The sequence below is a fragment of the Brevibacillus sp. DP1.3A genome (genome assembly GCF_013284245.2).
GTDB lineage: Bacteria > Bacillota > Bacilli > Brevibacillales > Brevibacillaceae > Brevibacillus.
In genome coordinates this window covers 1,243,272-1,262,032 of record NZ_CP085876.1, presented here as the reverse complement: position 1 = coordinate 1,262,032, position 18,761 = coordinate 1,243,272, and the positions used below count along the sequence as shown (strand labels likewise).

The following is an 18,761-nucleotide window of genomic DNA, read 5'->3' as shown; positions in this document are numbered from 1 at the left end:
TGCCGTAAACTCGGACAAGCAGTTTCTTCTTTTATTTACGTTGAAGCTAGTTTTTCACCAGCAAAACTTCCTCGATAGAAGCATACGGCAGGTTATGCGCATCAGCTACAGCCTTGTAAGCTACTTTGCCGTCGATGACGTTTACGCCTTTTGCCAATGCTTTGTTGTCGCGAATCGCTTGTGCGTAGCCTTTGTTCGCCAATTGTACCGCGTAAGGAACGGTTACGTTGGTCAGGGCCAATGTAGATGTACGAGCGACTGCACCAGGCATGTTGGCTACCGCATAGTGAATCACACCGTGCTTTTCATAGGTTGGTTTGTCATGCGTAGTGATACGGTCAACTGTTTCAATCGATCCGCCTTGGTCAATCGCAACGTCTACGATCACAGAACCAGGTGACATGTCTTTTACCATATCTTCTGTTACCAGACGTGGAGCACGAGCACCCGGAATGAGTACAGCGCCTACCAGCAAATCTGCTTTTTTCACAGCGCTTGCGATGTTGAAGGAATTGGACATCAGCGTCTGAACGCGGCCTTGGAACAGGTCATCCAGTTGGCGCAGACGGTCTGCGTTTACATCGATGATCGTTACATTTGCACCCAATCCGAGCGCCATTTTCGCTGCGTTTGTCCCTACGATCCCGCCGCCGATTACGACTACCTCGCCTTTTGGTACGCCTGGTACGCCACCGAGCAGAACGCCTTTTCCACCATATTGCTTTTCCAAGAATTGCGCGCCGATTTGAACGGACATGCGGCCCGCTACTTCAGACATCGGCATCAACAGTGGCAGAGCGCCATTGTCGAGCTGGATGGTTTCGTAAGCGATTGCAATCACTTTTTTATCGATCAATTCACGAGTCAATTCAGGCTCTGGTGCGAGATGCAAATACGTGAACAGAATCAGACCCTCGCGGAAATATCCGTATTCAGCAGGGAGTGGTTCTTTTACTTTCATTACCATGTCAGACGCCCAAGCTTCTGCTGCTGTTTCTACGATCTCAGCGCCTACTGCCTTGTAATCTTCATTCGTAAAACCACTGCCTTGCCCTGCACTTGTTTCTACACGAACGGAATGTCCGTTTTGTACCAGAGCAGCTACACCTGCTGGGGTAATGGCTACGCGGTTCTCATTATTTTTAATTTCTTTTGGAATTCCAACGATCATGATAAGTATGTCCTCCTTGGAAACGCCAATTTCTTTGCGGTTACTATTATTGTACAGCGTATCCTAGGGCATACTCCTTGGAGATTCCTTTAATTTTAGCGTCTTTTCATTTGTGAAAATTCACAAACAAACTACTGTTCCCCATCTAATTTGGCTATTTTCAACTCTAAATATAAGGCAGCCCGCTGGTTCATATTGTCGAGATCGACACGCATGATCTCCTCAATTCGTCTCAGTCGATAGCTCAACGTATTAATGTGGATATGCAGGCGCTCTGCTGTCTTGTTGACCTTGCCAGCGGCATCCAAAAAAGTCTCCAATGTTGTCAAGAGCGTCGTCTGGTTGTCGCGATCGTACTGTCTGAGCTTTTCCAGCCGTTCATTCTGATAGCCCTGCTCCTCTTCCCACTGCTTCAGTTGTAGTAGATACCGGTAAATCCCAAGCTCGTGGTACCCGTGAATCCCCTCATTTTCCTGTGGAAACAGCTTCTTGATCTTGAGCGCATGCAGCGCTTCCCTGTAGCTTTTCACAATATCCGTGTAAGACTTGTAGTCTCTCCCGTACCCGGCAATCACCTGGCGTCCTTCCGTGACATGTGCTTCGAGCTTGCCAAGCGAGTCGGAAAGGAACTGTTCCACCTTGCGAATAAGCACGTCACTCTTGTCTTTTTTCGCATCGGACAGACCGATCAATAAGATGATTTGCGAGCCGTCGACAACCCAGAGCAGCTTGTCACGCATTAATAACGGATACAAGTACTGGTCCAGACGCGCTCCTGCCGCTTCAATAATACAAATGAGATAAGAGGTTGGAAGCTGCATCTGCAAGGTGTCCGCTTTTTGGCGAATGACAGCCTCACTGCTGTGATTCCCCAGCAACAGCTCCCACAGAAATTCCTTGCGTCGCTGCTCCTCCGCCTTGCGTTTTCCCTGCCGTTGGATGAGACGCGAAACAGCTACACGTGCTGCCTGACGAAGAATTTCATCATCTTCCCGGGTAATCGGTCGATTCACCTCTTGTGCCCAAATGTAACCGAGTACGTCGCTCCCTCTGCGAATGGCAATCGCCACACGCTTCCCCAAGCCGATTTCGTCCTTGGCTGGGATGTGTACGGGGTCGTCTTGCGTTAACAGCTCCTGGAATACGCCGTCCTTCCAAAGGCGCGTCAGCACTTTTTCCGGTACCCGTCGCCCCATGATGGTAGACCAGCGCGCTTCATCAGTGCTTTCTCCGTGTGAGCTGTAAGCAATCAGTTTATGATCGGCATCTTCGACCGTTATCGGATTTTGCAAAAGTTCTCCAATGACATCAGCTAATTCGTCGATATCAGCATGCTGATACTGTTGAAAATAGTTAGGCTCTACGGGCACACTTTCACCTCTTTACCGCTCTTTTCTACGCGTTCCTCTATTATAGTAGAAAACATGACTTCGCTAAACGCTCTCGGTCAATTAATAAGAAGCGCTCGGAATCATGTCGCTGTCATGCGAATTGACACAAAGGAATCTGGTGACCTCGCCTGTACGGTTCACCCAGTTGTGCGGTACGGATGAATCCATGTGAATGCTGTCGCCAGGGAACAAATCATGCTCCTCTTCCCCCAGCAAAAGAGTCAACACACCCTCGAGGACGTAAATAAACTCTTGACCCTTATGCACAAAAGGCGTGCCTTTTTCTCCACGCGGTGAAAGCGTAACGAGAATCGGTACCAGCGACGGATTCTCCAAATCACCGGACAGGTCCTCATACACAAAAGGCGCATGGAAAAGCCCAGATCGCTCTTTGCTCGCCCTGCGTACCTGCCCATTCCCTCCACTCGACTCACCCGAAAAGAAATAGCCTGGGCTCACTCCCAAGGCTTCCGAAATTTTTTTCAATGACTCCAGCGTGATGGAAGACTTCCCACGCTCTACTTGGGACAAAAAGCTGATCGACAGCTGTGTTTTTTCTGCAATTTGTTTGAGTGTCTTCTTCTTGCCGACACGAAGCGATTTGATTAATACACCAATGGTAGGTTCCATTTGCATACCTCGCCGTAAAAAGGATAGGTCTATCATAATCAATTTTTACTATTGCTTCAAATTATATCGCATTTTATAATCTTTATTATTATCAGATTTGTAATCGCTTTATTTTCAAAAATTGAAGTGATACTTCACTGTTAAATTGAAGTGACACTTCAATACCTGCCGACAAAGGAGGATTACCCGATGGCATTACAAACACAAGCGGGCGTTTCCAAAAAGGTTCAAAACAAAGCGTTGGTCGCGAGCCTGATTGGCAGCTCCATTGAGTGGTTTGACTTTTTCCTGTATGGAACCATGGCATCGCTCGTATTCAACAAGCTATTTTTTCCTTCTTCTGATCCAACTGTAGGCTTACTGCTCTCTTATCTCTCATTTGGTCTTCCCTTTTTCATCCGGCCATTGGGTGGCGTGATCTTCAGTCATATCGGGGACAAAATCGGTCGTAAAAAAACGCTGGTCTTGACGTTGTCGCTGATGGGAGGCGCTACCGTCTTGATCGGTTTGCTGCCTGATTACAATGCCATTGGCATCTGGGCTCCGATTCTTCTCGTCCTGATGCGTTTGATTCAAGGCTTGGGGATCGGCGGTGAATGGGGTGGTGCATTGCTTCTCGCCGTAGAGTACTCCGGCAAAGGCAGACGCGGCTTTTTTGGAAGTATCCCGCAAATGGGTGTAACGATCGGTATGCTGCTCGGTACGTTGGCTATTTCATTGATGAGTGCGCTTCCCGATGATCAATTCATGTCTTGGGGCTGGCGAATTCCGTTTTTGTTGAGTGCAGCACTTGTCTTTTTAGGACTCTGGATTCGCAATGGCATCGATGAAACGCCAGCTTTTCAAGAAGCAAAAAAGACGGGGAACATTGCGAAAGTTCCCATCGTAGATACATTTCGCTATCACTGGAAAGCTGTTCTGATTGCCGTCGGAGCCAAAGTGGTAGAAACGGCGCCGTTCTATATTTTCTCGACGTTTATTATTGCCTACGCGACGAACTACTTGGGCTACGACCGAATAACGGTACTCAATGCCGTGACGATCGCCACATTAGTGACAACCATCGCGATTCCGTACATGGGCATGCTGTCCGATAAGGTAGGCAGAAAGCCATTGTATATCGTGGGAACTATAGCGATGATGCTGTTTGCATTCCCTTACTTTTATATGCTGTCATTGAAATCAGCCCTTTGGCTTACCGTCGCTACAGTCATCGGACTCGGGATTCTCTGGGCTCCGGTCACAGCTGTATTGGGTACGATGTTTTCCGAGATTTTCAGTACGAATGTACGCTATACTGGGGTAACGGTTGGCTACCAGCTCGGTGCTGCTTTAGCGGGCGGTACTGCTCCGCTGATCGCTACTGCCTTGTTAAGCTCATTCAACTCGTGGGTGCCAATCGCTTTGTACATTGTCATTTCCGGGGTTATTTCTCTCATTGCGATTTCTGCTACGAAGGAAACAAAGGATTTGGATTTGGACGAATCCTGATGGAAAGGAAGAATGAGATGCTAGTATTAAGCCGTGAAAACATTGAACAAATCTATACGATGAAAGATTGCTTGGAAGATGTGGAACACGTCTTCCGTGAGCATATGCTAGGAAACGTCACCACCCCTGTTCGTACTGCTATTGACCATCCGAAATACGGAGCAACCAGTCTATACATGCCGTCCTATTTGGAAACGGACGAATACGTAGCGGTAAAAATCATCAGTATTTTCCCGGAGAATCACAAGCACGATATCAAAGCACTCCAAAGCGTGATCGTGTTGACCGAAGCAAAAACGGGACAGCATGTGGCGATGATGGACGCGAGCCTGTTGACGATTATGCGCACAGGTGCAAGCAGTGGCGTTGCAACCAAATACTTAGCAAAAGAAAATGCGCAAAGCTGTGCTGTGTTGGGATGCGGGGCACAATCCATCGGACAGATTCAAGCCGTCATGGAAGTCCGTCCGCTGACAACCATTTATCTCTATAACCGCACACGGGGGAAAGCGGACGAAATGAAACAAACACTACTCTCGCTCTACCCGGAGTGGCAAGGCGAAATCACGGTTATGGATGATGCCAATGAAGCGGTTGCGAATGCCGAAATCGTGATTTGCAGCACCAAGGCTACCAGTCCGTTGTTTGATGGAACACGCTTGCGTCCTGGTACGCATATCAATGCCATCGGTGCTTTTCTTCCCCATATGCAGGAGGTCGACTTGACTACTGTACAAAACAGCAAAGTCGTGGTCGATACACTCGAGGGAGCCCAGCACGAAGCTGGCGATTTGCTCATTCCGATTGAACGCGGCGAATGGAGCTTTGAACAAATGCACGCTGAGCTGGGAGACATTCTGATTGAGAAAAAGCCTGGCCGAGAAAACGATGAAGAAATCACGCTGTACAAATCCGTGGGTATTGCCTATTTGGACACAGCCGTTGCCAAAACGGTCTATGAACGTGCGAAAGCAAACGGCATTGGAACAGAAATCAGCTTGTAAATCTTGGCTTATAAAAAACAGCCGCCTTCCCACCCGGGCTTTGGCGGCTGTTTGCTTTTTCCTGTTTACAAAAGTCGTGCGATTGCATCGAGTATCTGCTCTTTTTGAAAAGGCTTCACGACGAAATCACTCGCTCCTGTTTTCATCGCTTCCAGCACCTTCTGCCGGTGCCCGACTGCCGAGCAGATCAAAATTTTGGCATCACGGTCAAATTCCAAGATGTGACGCATGGCTTCGATCCCGTGCATGTGCGGCATGGTAATATCCATGGTGACAATATCTGGCTTGAGCTCCTTGTACTTTTCAATTGCCTCCAAACCATTGCTCGCTTCTCCACAAACTTCATGTTGTTCGCCTAGCATATCCGTCAGCACCCTTCTCGTGAAGGCTGCGTCATCTACTATCAGCAATCGGGCCATGCAGTCTTATCCCCTCGCATCTCGCTTGCTATTCTACTTCCTACTTTTGCAGAAATCGCAAGCCTTGTCCACGAGAGAAAATGACTTCTTTTGTCGAATGTGGCGAACTCCGATCGGTTTTATGAAATAAAGCCGATTCGCTCGCTGCTCTCTTTCGAATCGCTGTCACTGGCGGGTTCAGCTGTCCCGCTCGACGCCAGAGGACTATCTGGTTTCGGGTGTGGAGTGGTCTCTCCAATCTCCGGTCGATCGACCTGTGTTACCTCATCAGGAATATGAATCTGGGGGATTTCCACCATATCGTTTTCCATCGCGTGTACGCCTCCCTTCTGTTCCCGCTGTGCAGGATGTTCTCCATACGATTAGCCTGTCCGTATCCCTTTTTTCCATGCACAACCTTCACAGAACCGATATAATAGGCATGACGTGTATTTATATTTTTAAGTGGATTATGCTTTTTTTCTATGGAGGAATCCCGCATGCCAAAGCTGCTGCCATTTCCCGTCTTATTTACCGGTTTGGTAGTCGGGCTGCTTCTGCTCATTACCAGTCAGTTCGTTACAAGCATGAAGCATCTCGATAAAGTCATAAATAAAAGCAGCCATTCTTCTGACAAAGTGCGTGTCGCCCTGTTGCTGGAGGGCCCCACTTATGATCAAGGCTGGAACAGCAGTGCACTGGAGAGTATGACAGAACTGCAAAAAAGATTTAACTTTTCACTCGAAATCGCTAATAATATAAAACCGGAGCAGATCACGAAGGTGGCTGAGAAATATGCAGCCAACGACTATGATCTCATACTCGGTCATGGCCTCATCTTCTCTGATCCTTTTACAGACGTGGCACTTCGATATCCGAAATCACACTTTGTTTCCTTTAACGGAGAGGCTCCGCATCCGAATCAGACGACGATTCGTTACGATATGAAGCCTGCTGGCAAGCTCGTCGGCATACTTGCGGCGAAGATGTCGAAATCGGATAAAGTTGGATACATCTTGGTAGACAAGCCCACAGAGCTCCTGCAATTAGAAGGCTTTATCGAGGGTGTGAAAAAGGCATCGCCCAACACGTCTATCGTCGTGGGAAAAGTTCCTGATTTCAATGATATTGAGGGAGCCATTCGCACGACTCGCGACATGATATCTCAAGGTGTGGATGTCATCTACACCACAGGCGACAGCTTCAATCTTGAAGTGATTACAGAAGCGCAGCGCGCAGGAGTATTCACCATCGGATACATTGCCGATCAGCGCTACATCGCTCCAGACTACGTGCTGGTCTCCATGATGCAGGATGTTCGTCAATGCTACCGCATCATCATGGAACAGTTTATTCAAGGGGATCTCCCGAATGGAAAAGTCATGTACGGACTTGCCGAAGGAGTCAACCATCTCAGTCAATTCGGTCACATGGTGCCAGCAAATGTACGTGAAGATTTAGAACGGGAATTGCAAAATCTCATTCCTTCCCGTGGCTCGTATGGAGGTTAATCAGCATGCCCCTTTTCAGCAATCTCGGATTTCAGAAAAAAATCATGCTCAGCTATCTCGTAATGATGCTTCTCATCGGTTGCGTAACGACCCTGTTCAGCTATCAAATGACAAAGGTCACCTCTGATGAAGTGTATTTGACGCAAAACCTCTTACCTCAAACGAGCGCCTTACTGGAAGTCAAAAACCAGATTTACACCAAGACATATGCGTTGAACATGTATACATTGACACGCAACGAGTCTTACCTGGATCAGTACTATACAAATCTGATCGATACCGCTCGTTTTTCCTCGCTTCCCAAAACCGAGGCGAACAGTGGCTTGTTTACCATTATTGAATCGATATCAAAACTGGACTTTATTTTTTTGAACAAAATAAATCCGTTGCTGCAAGCAGGGAATGTTCCCGCCGTCAGCTATGTCCTTTCCAATGAAGTACAGCCATTGCTCGACCGGTTGGAACGAGATCTGTCTTTTTCACTCAATCAGCTGGAGTATCAGACGAACAAAGAGTTTCAGAATTCGAATGAGAGCATCAAAGTCTCGTTGATCCTGACGTATTCGGTTTCCGTAGCCTCTATCTTGTTTGGGCTGTTCTGTACGTTTTACTTCCGAAATGAGCTGCTGCGCCCGATCCAGTCTCTGATGCAGCAAGCGCGTGAAGTATCGAAAGGAACATTCGGCCAACAAATCGTTTATACCCATCAAGATGAATTCCTTGAGTTGGCGCAAGAATTCAACAAAATGTCGAGTAGCATCGCCAATCTATTCGCACAAGATGAAAGGCAACGGCAAATTTTGACCGAAGAAAAAAATATCCGGGAGCAAATCTTAAACTCTCTGCCTGTTGGCATTATTACTCATTCGCATGCGACAGTCGGTCTTCATGTAAACCAGTTGGCACAGCATTTGGTCAAGCTCGACGATCACGGTTACCCCGTGTCCAAGGTTTCCTTTGAAGCACCCACACGCAATGAGCCGACTCCCTGGTTCGTCAATCGCAAAATGACCTTGTACAAAAAAGACGACACACCATTCATTGCCCTTGTCTCCTACATCCCATTGCACAATCATCACCACGATCAGGAAACCGGGTGGATGGTCGCCTTCTTGGACATTACGGAGCAAGAGCAAATTCAAGAGTACTTGAATCAATCCGAGAAGCTGGCCATGGTCGGTCAGCTGGCAGCGGGAGCCGCTCATGAAATTCGCAATCCGCTAACGGTCATCTACGGCTTTATCCAGCTATTGGAACAGCGTTTATCGAATCAAGAGCGCGATTTGTACTACTTGCCCTTGATCTTGCAGGAAATTGAACGGGTCAACCGCATTGTGACGGAGTTGTTGATGCTCTCCAAACCGTCCAAGCCCGATTATCGCGAGGTTCCGTTAGCCGGTGTCGTTCATTCGATTCTTCCCTTGATGAATGCCGAGGCTATGCTGCATGGGATTGAAATCGTAGACCGCTGTGATCCGAGCATTCGCATTCACGTCGATGTCGAGCAATTAAAGCAAATCCTGTTAAATTTAATGAAAAACAGCATTGAAGCCATGAAAGACGGCGGCGTTCTCTCCATTGAAAGCCGCCTGGACGATCAAGCTGTCCATATTCATGTCAGAGACACGGGAGAAGGCATTTCCCAAGAGTATCTGGTGCGTATATTCGATCCGTTCTTCTCCTTAAAAGAGGATGGAACAGGTCTGGGGCTGCCGATTTCCCGACGAATGGTTGAAAACCACGGTGGGGAGCTGCACGTGAACAGTAAGCTGGGGAAAGGAACGGAAATCATCATCACGCTACCGCTTACTCCAAAAGAAGATTAGGCTTGCGCATCCAGCCAAGCGAACATCTTGCGCGTATACATCTCTATATCTTCTCCGACAAACAGATGGCTGGCCCCTTGCGCCAGCCATTTTTCATACGGTTTGCCTGCTCGCGTCAACGCATCTGCCAATTTATGAGCATGCTCCACTCCCACATTCTCATCTTCCGTTCCATGTATGATCAGCACAGGGCAAGAAATCTCGTCCATCCGATACAAAGGCGTCCGATCGCGATAGGCATCCTCCTGCTTACGCGGGTGACCGATGATTCTGCGCAGCATCCTTCTCAGATCAACCCGCTCTTCATAGGTCAAAAACATGTCGCTGACGCCGCTCCATACGACGCAAGACAACACGCCCTTGCACTCCATTGCGGTAAACAAGGCCATGATGCCACCGCGTGAAAAGCCGTAGACGCTGATTCTCCCCTTATCCACCTTCTCTAGGTTGCCGAGCAATTCAAATGCAGCAAACACATCATGCCTGTCTGCCCCTCCGAATTCATCCCGGCCCTCTCCGCCTTCGTTGCCACGGTAATGAGGAGCGAGGACCACGTAGCCAAAGGCGGCCATTTGACTGATTCGCTCGGGTCTGACACGTCCCACTCCTTTTATCCCGCCTCGGCAATACAGGAGAGCTGGCACACGTGCTCCCTCCTGAAAATAGGCCTCTGGTACAGCCAAGGAAGCTTTTACCAGCAAGCCTTGACTGTAGTAGCTGACGGTATAGAGTCGCACTCCCGGATGGACTGTCTCCTCGGGTGTACATGCGACAAATGGTGAAGTATCTAGCTGCATCCTGCTCACGATTCCTCTCTCTGTGATCTCGTAATCGTATCTACAAGCGTCACCATCGAAGGTGATAGCCATTTCTTTTTATGATAAACAAGCTGAATGGAAAAAGGCGGCTTATCTGACTGAAACGGGACGGCTGTGAGCACCCCATCTGCTAGCTCTCTCTTGACCGCCATGAGCGGCAGCAAAGCTACACCCAAGCCACAGCGTACACACTGCTTGATCGCTTCCGGATTGCTGAACTGGCAGGCGATTCGCTGACTCATCCCAGCTTCTCCAAAGGCCTCCAGCAGCATGCCCCGATACGTACAGCCTTCTTCGGTCAATACAAGTGGCTCGCTGCCCAAATCATGGACAGTGAGTGCCGTTGCTGTTGTGAATCGATGTGCGAGTGGCATGACGATCACCAATTCTTCCTCACGAATAACGTGGGTGACTAACTCAGGGTCTGTACAAGGGCGATCGAAAATGATCCCGAAATCGAGATAACCATCTCTGATCTGTTGCACAATTTCTGCTTCCCCAGCCGTCCGCAATACTAAATCAACCTGAGGGTATTGCTGACAAAAAGCCTGCAAATACGGCGGCAGAAAGAACGCCGCCAATGTATCGATCGTTCCAATGGCAATCGGACCTGTCATCTGTTGCTTAATCACTTCTTTAGATTCCCCATACAGACGAATCAATTCCCGTGCATACGGCAGCAAGGCTTCACCTGCTTGCGTCAGTCGCAGCTTGCGTCCGTATCTTTCAAATAGCGGGGCTCCATACGACTGCTCCAGCTTTTGCATTTGTGCCGTTACCGTCGGTTGAGCATAGCCCAGTTCTTCTGCTGCCCGTGTAAAGCTCCCATATCGAGCTACTTCGCGAAAAGTATGTAAATAAACCAGCTCCATCCCGCTTCCTCCCATAGAAATCAGTAATGATCCTCATTAAATAGTATAGATAACTATGATGATTGCTTCAATGCTATGCTTTGTTCATAAACCATCACACGTAACGAGGAGGATTTTGATATGTCTCTTGTTTTGCAAACACCCGCCGCGTCATCTGAAGTAGCTCGCACTCATTTTCTCAACAAGCTTTCTATCGAGACAGATGTCGCTGATGTATGGAATGACATCCAAAACCGAGTGGAAGGCTTCTACATCCTGGATGCTCGCAGCGAGAAAGCGTATCGGGATGGTCACGTTCCCGGAGCTCTAAATCTCCCCCATTCGCTTATTTCCGCTGAAACGACGGCTGCTCTGGACCCGACCAAGCTCATGGTCGTCTACTGCTGGGGTCCCAACTGCAACGGTGCTGCAAAGGCCTGCGCGAAACTGGCCGCTCTCGGCTTTCGAGTAAAAGAGATGCTCGGCGGATTTGAATACTGGCAAAAAGAAGGAAATCCACTGGAACACTAGACGCAAAAAAGGACGGGAATCATCCCCGTCCTTTTTACGTTATCGCAAGGCTTAGTAGCCGCGTTTTGCGTTCTTTTTGTTGATTGTCGCAAGGTTCTCTTCGCTGTGCTTCATCCATTTTTTCATCTTGTCTTCGAAAGAAGCTCCGCTTTCTCGTTTTGCATTCCCTCCGCGGTCGCCTCCACGATATCCACCACCACGGCGTTCTTCACGTTCCGGACGCTCAGGCGCTGGGAGTGCTGCGCGAACCGAAAGCGAGATTTTACCTGCATCATCAATGGAGAGTACTTTTACCTTTACTTGTGCCCCCACGGTAAAGTGATCATTGATATCCTTAACAAAACCGTTTGCTACTTGGGAAATGTGGACCAGCCCCTGCTCCGTTTCGCTGACTGCTACGAACATCCCAAACGGTTTAATCGCTGTCACTTTTCCTTCGATGATGCTTCCCACTTGTACTGCCATCCAGTTTGCACTCCTTTTATTTTTTCAGAAAAATGGTGAGAACCTCAAACCAGAAGCCTCATTCTCTTAGTATAGCAGAGAAATTCCAATACTGAAAAGCCTATTCTTTCTAGGCACCTACTCCAAGCTAGTTATGCCCCAGTTCGAATGCATCCATTGCCATTACAAGTTCTTCATTTGTCGGGATTACCATGACTTTTACCGGAGAGTATTTCGTGCTGATAAATGTCTCACCTTTGCTGGTGCGGTTTACCTCACGATCCAGGTTTACCCCGGCAAATTCCAGACCAGAGCACACCAAATCACGCACGGCAGCACTATTCTCTCCGACACCTGCCGTAAAGATAATGCCGTCGACTCCATTCAGTCGAGCAAGGTACAGTCCCACATGCTTATGCAGAATAGTGGTAAACAATTCCAGCGCAAGCTTACTGCGGAGATGTCCATCTTCTGCTTTTTTCATAACGTCGCGCAAATCGTTGGATACACCCGATACGCCCATGAGACCGCTATTGTTATTCAGAATCTTAATAGCGCCAGCCGTGTCGGTCTTTTCAATTTCCTCAATATACGGGATGATACCTGGGTCAATGTTTCCGCTTCGCGTACCCATGGACAAACCAGCCAACGGCGTCATACCCATCGACGTATCATACGATTCACCATTTCGGATCGCCGTGATACTTACCCCGCTTCCGATGTGGCAGCTGATCAGACGAAGCTGCTCTTTCGGGCGACCCATCATTTCTGCTGCACGGCCCATGACATAGCGGTGAGACGTTCCATGGAAACCGTATTTGCGAATACCGTATTGCTCGTAGTATTCATAAGGCAGTGCGTACAAATAAGAAGATGGTGGCATGGTTTGGTGGAACGCTGTATCAAAAACAGCTACGTGAATCAAATCAGGAAACAGACTTTGAGCAACTTCAATCCCAGTCAGGTTAATGGGGTTATGAAGCGGGGCGAAACGGGACAGGTTACGAATTTCGTCTTTTACTTGGTCATTGACAATAACGGACTGCTTAAATGCTTCCCCGCCGTGGACAACACGATGGGAAACGATATCTATCGAATATTGTTTGAGGGATTCAAACACTCCCCGAATAGCATCTTCATATTGGTCACGCTGGATTTGCTCCAAATAATCATGCGCAATCAATGTTTTGGAAGGCATTTCATACAGCTTGTACTTCACCGAAGAACTTCCGCAGTTCAGTACAAGGACATTCTTTTTTTCTACCACGATCTACTCCACTCTCCAATCATTCAATCGCAGCCTTCTCTCCTCATAGGATGGATAGGCTCCCTACATTTTATAACGATATGCTCTTCGTGAATACAGGTAATTGAGAGCAATTATCAACAACATCGTGACAGATCCAGATGCATCGAGCAAAACATCCTGCACCATTCCAGTTCGATCCGGTGTAAACGTCTGGTGCCATTCATCCAAAACTGCCGTCATCACACTGCAAAAAGCGCTCCAGGGCAGTGCTTGCCCAAACGAGAGATGATGCGAAAATACGCGATACCAGCTATAAGCCAAGAGGGCAAAAACTGTAAAGTGTGTTCCTTTCCGTATCAAGAACTCGATAAAACCAGCCGCTCCCTTTTCTTCCAGGCTCACATCCTTGCCTCCGTAAGGAATCGATATGTCGCCTATACGGTCCTGTAAGCTCTGTTCATCCACGAGCTTGTCTATCGTTCCTCGCATGTCTTGCTTAGCGTATGGCTGCGAAGAAGAAATGAACAACCCAAGTAGAATGACAATCAAAAGCAAGTAATCCCATACTTTTCGATATCGACGCACGTGTTTGCTACCCCCTGCTTTCGATTCTCTTTCCTATCTTACCATGACGCATACCTGGTTAGTCGGTTACAGCTACGTGAACGATTGAAAAAGAAAAACGCCAACCTATTTTAGCGGTTGGCGTCATGTGTAGAAGAAGAAAGAGGCAGGAAGTCCTCTTGTACAGGCACATACCCCCGGGAATCGTAGTTCGAGTCTTCGGCTTGTCCTGTTTTTTGTGAGCGGGCTTGTTCCCGTTTTCTATCTTTGAAATCGCGGCGACGTACTTGGTTGTTTTCCCACCAAATCCGCAAATGACGAGAGAGGATCGGCAAGGACATCTCAGAATGGGCAGCCTGTCTTTGCACAGCTGCAAGTTGCATACCAGGAAGAAGTGCCATTGTGGCAAAAGCCCCCATTAGAATGCCAAACAACAATACGCTGGCAAAGGACGCAAACGAATCATTCCCATTACCCAAGCCCCCAGCTAGCGGAAGGCTGGCTAACGCGATCGCCAAATATATCCCCGCTTGATTGACCATGGTGCGTTTGGCCCCAAGCCTGATACCGACCCAAACCCGCTCCTGTTCGGCTTGGGCCTTGTACAGCTCATCCAACGCAAGAAGTGCCTGCAAAACGATGACGGCAATGGCAGCAACCATACCGTAGAAGCTCATAACGTTCATGGATCGATCCAACCACAGCAATCCCAGCGCAAAGCCTCCAGACAAGACTGGCAAGAGAACGAGGGCAAATAATCCATCGCGCGTTCTGCGCTGCAAAAGCAAGCTCATGATAAGTACGAGGGCAACCAGACTGCCAATCGTCAAGAAGCGGCTGCTCCAATCAACCTTGTTGAGCTTTTTCTCCTCCAATTTCTTCAGCTCATCGTCGTTATATACCGTGTAGCCTTCAGGTATCGTCACCTTTTCTTGCATGGAATAAGGAATGATGTAAGACCACAGCTCAATTCGACTAGGGTCTGAGACGGCACTGCTTACCTTGAAGACATACAGTCCGTCTTCCCGTTGATAAATGGGCGGTTCGCTGCCGATCGACCAATCTACCAGCTCAGATAATCGCACCGTACCTTGTGAGGTTCGAATCAAAATATTTTTCACTTGATCCGGATAGTCCATCCACCCGTCAGCGAATCGGACGTGGATAGGTACCTGACGCTCATTCCAATAGACACTGCCAGCTGTTTTTTCTCCCAAATAGCTCTCCAGTTGTCTCTTGATCTCCTCTTGCGTAATCCGGTAGCGTGCCAGCATCTCTTGTTTCGGACGAATGTCGATAAAGGTCCCCTCTGCACCTGGACCAATTCGTTCATCTGTTACCAGTTCTCGCCCCTCTTTATCTTTCGCACTCTGTTTTTCCATGAATGCCAATACTTCATTAGCAATGTTCTGCGTCGTTTGCAAGGATGGCCCCATGATCGTCAAGACGAGACGTGTTGCCTTGTCTTTATTAATGACCAGCGCAAACGGATCTGTCTGAGGAATATCTCGCAGCTCTTTGTCCAGTACTTTTTCCAGCTCCGAGACCGATTGCGTCCAGTCGTATTTGTCCACGAGTTTTAGTTGAAAGCTTAGATTTTCTTCGGAGGCAATCGTATAGACATCTCGGACTTCGTCAATGGCGAGCAAGCGCTCCTCAGCTATTTGTGCTGCCCGCATAGCCTCATCGATGCTGCTTCCCTGCACCATTGGCAAAGAAAGCGACTTGTCCCCATAATCAAGCTTGGCGTACGGATCTACAAGAATAAACGACTTGAGCAAAAAGACAAAGACAAGCGAGGCAACCAGTGTGATTCCATAAGGCAAATACCCTTGTTCCACCAGTCGTTCCCAGCGATCTTGAAAATAACTTGTCACTTTATTGGAAGCCCGTGGTGTATCCTCCTCTACTCGTTCGGAAGCTTCCAGCCACGTTCCTGTCAGTACTGGCGTGATAAATCCATAGATAAGAAGAAGAGCAAACGTCCCCAGCAAAAGAACTGGCCAAGCATCGTACAAGACAACCTTGTCTTCTGCCTTGAGGAAATCAGTGAAAACGACACCTGTCCAACAGGCTGCCACTACGACAACCGTGAGCAAAAACGGCTTCATCAGCCCCCACGCCACTTGCAAACAACGAACAACCGAGTACGAGGGCAATCGAGAAAACTGATGAAATAACGCATTGCCTGCTCCTGTGAACAATAGCGAAAACAATACGAGTGGTCCAAGCGTGGAGAGCGTCAATGGAATGCCCCAAAGCCACATGCCTCCAAGAACACTGCCGACCGCTAGAACGTTTGCCAAAAGCGCGAGTACAGCCCCTGACAATTGTTTTCGGGTCAGGTATAAAAAGAGCGAACAAAGGACAGCGGTTAGAACAGCCAGTGCCCCAAGCTGTCTCAATGCAGCGGTGATTGTCTGCGCGTCGTCACGAAACAAATCGAGGCGGTACTTGCCGCCTGAAGCCTGATTCAACTCGCCAACCGCTTCCTTTACTTGCTTGCTGATCACAGGCAATTGCCCGACATCTGCTGCGTACACATTGATTCCTAATGCAGGCGAGCCTCGATACATCCCGATTTGTTCGCCTTTGCTCCCGCGTCGATCACGAATGTCAGCCAACGTATTTAGTGGCACGTATCCTTTATCGGTGGAGATCAAGTGCTTACCCAGATCTTGCAGCCCTTCCGATTTACTCGTCCATTGAATAATGGTTCGATCCTTATCAGCTCCAACAGAGCCTACCTCTTTTCCAACCACATCTGTCGGCAGTTGCGACAGAACATCAGCAGGTGTGAGCCCGTAAGCGAGTAGCATGGACGGTCGGAAAATAATATCTACCTGCTCTTTCAAGGCTTGCTTGTCCATTTCGATGCGAGCAATTCCTGGCAAATTGATCAGTTTGTCGTAGACGGTATTTTGGGCAACGTCAGACAAGGTCTGCAAGTCCGTGCCGTACAGGACATAAAAGCCAATTTTGCTATCTGCCAGATTGCTTTGACTGACGCTCCACTCCTGCACTGGCAGCTGCTTCGTGATTTCTCCCAGCTTCTTTTCCAACCGTTCCTTGTAATCCGAACCGATTTGTTCCGATGTTTTTACAGTAATAACCGCCGACCCCGTCCGAGATTCGGAACCAATCGTGAGGACACTGCCCAATGAACGTACCGATTCCTCTACTTTTCTCGCGACAGATTCGTCTACTTCCGCAGAGGAGAGTTTGGGTGCTGAGAGACTGATTGTATATTCAGGCACAGACCGATCCGGAAACGTCTTGATATCAAGCCCGAACCAAGCTCCTACCGCAAGTAGACAGCAAATGACCGCCAGGATGCGGGCAAAGGAGGGGATAATCGATAAAAATGTCTTGTTATTCATCCGCCACCTTCACCGCCTCACCATCCACTACATACGACAAGCCTGCAGCAACAATCTGGTCACCAGGCACGAGGCCTTCCACTACCTCATAGAAGGTTCCTTGCAATGCCCCCACTTTGACAAACGTCTTTTCCACTGAATGTTCATTGATTTTCATGACGTAATATTCTTCATCAGAGACACCGATGCTGCTAACAGGAACGAGCGCAACATTTGACGCTGGCAGCGGATACTGACAAGTGACAGTCATGCCACCCTTCCACGCTACATTCTTGCCGTCTACGGTCACCTCGACTGGATAAGAACCCAAGCTGGTATCCATAACAGGTGAGACAAACGTCACTTTTCCTTCTACTTCACTGCCGTCCGGAGCTTTTACCTTTACCACTTTACCTGTCTGCCAATGGGCGACTTGCTCTCTTTCTACCTGCAGCTTAACAAGCCAAGAGCTCGTATCGACCATCCGAATGACTTCTGTCCCAGGGCCAGCTTGCTCTGACGCTGTCTTGGAGATCGCAGCTACCACACCTGTAAACGGAGCTTTGATCACCGCATCAGCCGCTTCCTGCTTCGCGCGGCTCAATTGAACATTGGCCTGCTGGATACTTGCATTCGCTTCTTCGATATCCAGTGGATCGGCGCCCTTCAGCAGGTTGTTGTACGCAACTTGCTCCTCTTCCAGACTCAACTCAGCCTGTCGAAGTACTGAGGTCAGCTTGTCTTTTTCATCTTTCGAGATGGCTCCATTCGCATACAGAATCTCCGCTTTGGAGAGCTCGTCGCGAGCTTTTTGCATCTGTTCTCTCGCTTTTTCTACCTGTAGCTTCTTGGTCTGCACCTCATGACTCTCCGGTCCCTTGGCGGCCTTTTCCCGCTTGATCGCAGCACTTGCTACTTGTCCTTGGGCTGCGTGAATTCCTTGCTGCAAGGCCGTTCCATCTAATGTCGCCAACGTCTGCCCTGCCTTGACAGCGGCACCTTTTTCAACGAGAATGCCTGAAATTTTGCCTGAGGCGCCAAACGATAATGCCAGCTCCTGACGCGGTGCCACTACACCTGCTACTTCCATCAGTCGCTCATCCTTACCATTCTCCACCGTATACGCACTTACCGTTTTCACCTTGATGACAGTTTCTTCTTTCGTTCGTTTCAGACTTGAAACATCCTCATTTAGCTTTTCGCACCCTACGAGCAACAGGACCACAACCGTGAGACTTATCCATTTATTCGTATTTTTCATTCCTGCAACCCCACATTTCCCCCTGAATCTTCCTATACTGACAAAGAAACGACGAATATTGACAAAATATATTTTACAGAAAAAAATGGTATAGTTGTACTACTTTTCTGTCATTTTACATTATTTTTTCTAATCCAAATGTCTCGTCACTTGTTTGTAACTCGTATCTAGTATGATAGAAGGGCAGGGAAACGGGGCATCTGCACCGACCCTATTGTTAGCGCTTACACAAATCCTTTATTTTTTCATGGTGGGAGTGATC

Annotated in this window: 17 protein-coding genes; 5 read left to right on the top strand and 12 right to left on the bottom strand. The window is 48.4% G+C overall.

All coding sequences use genetic code 11. The features are described from left to right. Window positions 1-46: 46 nt before the first annotated feature. The 3 genes from ald to HP399_RS05675 all read right to left on the bottom strand — a co-directional run bounded on the left by ald (window position 47) and on the right by HP399_RS05675 (window position 3,192). Window positions 47-1,171 (bottom strand): alanine dehydrogenase, encoded by a 1,125-nt coding sequence (ald, locus tag HP399_RS05685; RefSeq protein WP_173616654.1) that lies wholly within the window; start codon window positions 1,169-1,171, stop codon window positions 47-49. A gap of 131 nt (window positions 1,172-1,302) precedes the next feature. Continuing rightward, on the bottom strand, window positions 1,303-2,541 hold the full coding sequence (locus HP399_RS05680; RefSeq protein ID WP_173616655.1) for a PucR family transcriptional regulator: 1,239 nt from the start codon (window positions 2,539-2,541) through the stop codon (window positions 1,303-1,305). A gap of 81 nt (window positions 2,542-2,622) precedes the next feature. Continuing rightward, complete coding sequence (locus HP399_RS05675) at window positions 2,623-3,192, bottom strand: helix-turn-helix domain-containing protein (RefSeq protein WP_173616656.1); 570 nt, start codon at window positions 3,190-3,192, stop codon at window positions 2,623-2,625. Window positions 3,193-3,381: 189 nt separating this feature from the next. Here HP399_RS05675 and HP399_RS05670 point away from each other — a divergent pair, with 189 nt between their 5' ends. Beyond that, complete coding sequence (locus HP399_RS05670) at window positions 3,382-4,683, top strand: MFS transporter (RefSeq protein ID WP_173616657.1); 1,302 nt, start codon at window positions 3,382-3,384, stop codon at window positions 4,681-4,683. Between the two features lie 17 nt (window positions 4,684-4,700). Next, window positions 4,701-5,687 (top strand): ornithine cyclodeaminase family protein, encoded by a 987-nt coding sequence (locus HP399_RS05665; protein WP_173616658.1) that lies wholly within the window; start codon window positions 4,701-4,703, stop codon window positions 5,685-5,687. Between the two features lie 65 nt (window positions 5,688-5,752). Here the strand turns inward: HP399_RS05665 and HP399_RS05660 are convergent, their stop codons facing one another. Then, a complete protein-coding gene (locus tag HP399_RS05660) occupies window positions 5,753-6,106 on the bottom strand; it encodes a response regulator (RefSeq protein WP_173616659.1) in 354 nt (117 codons plus the stop codon). A 119-nt stretch (window positions 6,107-6,225) separates the two neighbouring features. Beyond that, complete coding sequence (locus HP399_RS05655) at window positions 6,226-6,417, bottom strand: hypothetical protein (RefSeq protein ID WP_048034665.1); 192 nt, start codon at window positions 6,415-6,417, stop codon at window positions 6,226-6,228. Between the two features lie 168 nt (window positions 6,418-6,585). Here HP399_RS05655 and HP399_RS05650 point away from each other — a divergent pair, with 168 nt between their 5' ends. Together HP399_RS05650 and HP399_RS05645 are read left to right on the top strand one after the other, a co-directional pair. Beyond that, on the top strand, window positions 6,586-7,596 hold the full coding sequence (locus tag HP399_RS05650) for a BMP family ABC transporter substrate-binding protein (protein WP_173616660.1): 1,011 nt from the start codon (window positions 6,586-6,588) through the stop codon (window positions 7,594-7,596). A gap of 5 nt (window positions 7,597-7,601) precedes the next feature. After that, entirely contained in the window at window positions 7,602-9,422 is a 1,821-nt protein-coding gene (locus HP399_RS05645; protein WP_173616661.1) for a sensor histidine kinase, read from the top strand. On the opposite strand, the gene HP399_RS05640 is transcribed toward HP399_RS05645, so the two are convergent. Continuing rightward, window positions 9,419-10,219 (bottom strand): alpha/beta hydrolase family protein, encoded by an 801-nt coding sequence (locus HP399_RS05640; protein WP_173616998.1) that lies wholly within the window; start codon window positions 10,217-10,219, stop codon window positions 9,419-9,421. The two genes, HP399_RS05645 and HP399_RS05640, sit on opposite strands and share 4 nt — an antisense overlap. Window positions 10,220-10,224: 5 nt before the next feature. Next, on the bottom strand, window positions 10,225-11,112 hold the full coding sequence (locus HP399_RS05635) for a LysR family transcriptional regulator (protein ID WP_173616662.1): 888 nt from the start codon (window positions 11,110-11,112) through the stop codon (window positions 10,225-10,227). Window positions 11,113-11,232: 120 nt separating this feature from the next. Here HP399_RS05635 and HP399_RS05630 point away from each other — a divergent pair, with 120 nt between their 5' ends. Beyond that, window positions 11,233-11,622 carry a rhodanese-like domain-containing protein gene (locus HP399_RS05630; protein ID WP_173616663.1) on the top strand — a complete coding sequence of 130 codons (390 nt, stop codon included), beginning with the start codon at window positions 11,233-11,235 and terminating at the stop codon, window positions 11,620-11,622. Window positions 11,623-11,673: 51 nt separating this feature from the next. Here the strand turns inward: HP399_RS05630 and HP399_RS05625 are convergent, their stop codons facing one another. The 5 genes from HP399_RS05625 to HP399_RS05605 all read right to left on the bottom strand — a co-directional run bounded on the left by HP399_RS05625 (window position 11,674) and on the right by HP399_RS05605 (window position 18,499). Continuing rightward, window positions 11,674-12,087: a S1 RNA-binding domain-containing protein gene (locus HP399_RS05625; RefSeq protein WP_007718541.1), complete on the bottom strand. Its 414-nt coding sequence runs from the start codon at window positions 12,085-12,087 to the stop codon at window positions 11,674-11,676. A gap of 127 nt (window positions 12,088-12,214) precedes the next feature. Further along, window positions 12,215-13,333: an acetate/propionate family kinase gene (locus HP399_RS05620; protein ID WP_304502539.1), complete on the bottom strand. Its 1,119-nt coding sequence runs from the start codon at window positions 13,331-13,333 to the stop codon at window positions 12,215-12,217. A 63-nt stretch (window positions 13,334-13,396) separates the two neighbouring features. Then, window positions 13,397-13,900 (bottom strand): VanZ family protein, encoded by a 504-nt coding sequence (locus HP399_RS05615; protein ID WP_173616664.1) that lies wholly within the window; start codon window positions 13,898-13,900, stop codon window positions 13,397-13,399. Between the two features lie 110 nt (window positions 13,901-14,010). Beyond that, window positions 14,011-17,259, bottom strand: coding sequence for an efflux RND transporter permease subunit (locus HP399_RS05610; protein ID WP_173616665.1), 3,249 nt, complete (start codon window positions 17,257-17,259; stop codon window positions 14,011-14,013). Next, window positions 17,252-18,499 carry an efflux RND transporter periplasmic adaptor subunit gene (locus HP399_RS05605; protein ID WP_173616666.1) on the bottom strand — a complete coding sequence of 416 codons (1,248 nt, stop codon included), beginning with the start codon at window positions 18,497-18,499 and terminating at the stop codon, window positions 17,252-17,254. The genes HP399_RS05610 and HP399_RS05605 overlap by 8 nt, the downstream gene beginning before the upstream one ends. Window positions 18,500-18,761: the final 262 nt, after the last annotated feature.

What these genes read in the sequence shown, in the direction of transcription:
- ald (WP_173616654.1), bottom strand. Translation starts at nt 1,171, where the DNA reads ATGATCGTTGGAATTCCAAAAGAAATTAAAAATAATGAGAACCGCGTA.
- HP399_RS05675 (WP_173616656.1), bottom strand. Translation starts at nt 3,192, where the DNA reads ATGGAACCTACCATTGGTGTATTAATCAAATCGCTTCGTGTCGGCAAG.
- HP399_RS05670 (WP_173616657.1), top strand. Translation starts at nt 3,382, where the DNA reads ATGGCATTACAAACACAAGCGGGCGTTTCCAAAAAGGTTCAAAACAAA.
- HP399_RS05665 (WP_173616658.1), top strand. Translation starts at nt 4,701, where the DNA reads ATGCTAGTATTAAGCCGTGAAAACATTGAACAAATCTATACGATGAAA.
- HP399_RS05660 (WP_173616659.1), bottom strand. Translation starts at nt 6,106, where the DNA reads ATGGCCCGATTGCTGATAGTAGATGACGCAGCCTTCACGAGAAGGGTG.
- HP399_RS05655 (WP_048034665.1), bottom strand. Translation starts at nt 6,417, where the DNA reads ATGGAAAACGATATGGTGGAAATCCCCCAGATTCATATTCCTGATGAG.
- HP399_RS05650 (WP_173616660.1), top strand. Translation starts at nt 6,586, where the DNA reads ATGCCAAAGCTGCTGCCATTTCCCGTCTTATTTACCGGTTTGGTAGTC.
- HP399_RS05645 (WP_173616661.1), top strand. Translation starts at nt 7,602, where the DNA reads ATGCCCCTTTTCAGCAATCTCGGATTTCAGAAAAAAATCATGCTCAGC.
- HP399_RS05640 (WP_173616998.1), bottom strand. Translation starts at nt 10,219, where the DNA reads ATGCAGCTAGATACTTCACCATTTGTCGCATGTACACCCGAGGAGACA.
- HP399_RS05635 (WP_173616662.1), bottom strand. Translation starts at nt 11,112, where the DNA reads ATGGAGCTGGTTTATTTACATACTTTTCGCGAAGTAGCTCGATATGGG.
- HP399_RS05630 (WP_173616663.1), top strand. Translation starts at nt 11,233, where the DNA reads ATGTCTCTTGTTTTGCAAACACCCGCCGCGTCATCTGAAGTAGCTCGC.
- HP399_RS05625 (WP_007718541.1), bottom strand. Translation starts at nt 12,087, where the DNA reads ATGGCAGTACAAGTGGGAAGCATCATCGAAGGAAAAGTGACAGCGATT.
- HP399_RS05610 (WP_173616665.1), bottom strand. Translation starts at nt 17,259, where the DNA reads ATGAATAACAAGACATTTTTATCGATTATCCCCTCCTTTGCCCGCATC.
- HP399_RS05605 (WP_173616666.1), bottom strand. Translation starts at nt 18,499, where the DNA reads ATGAAAAATACGAATAAATGGATAAGTCTCACGGTTGTGGTCCTGTTG.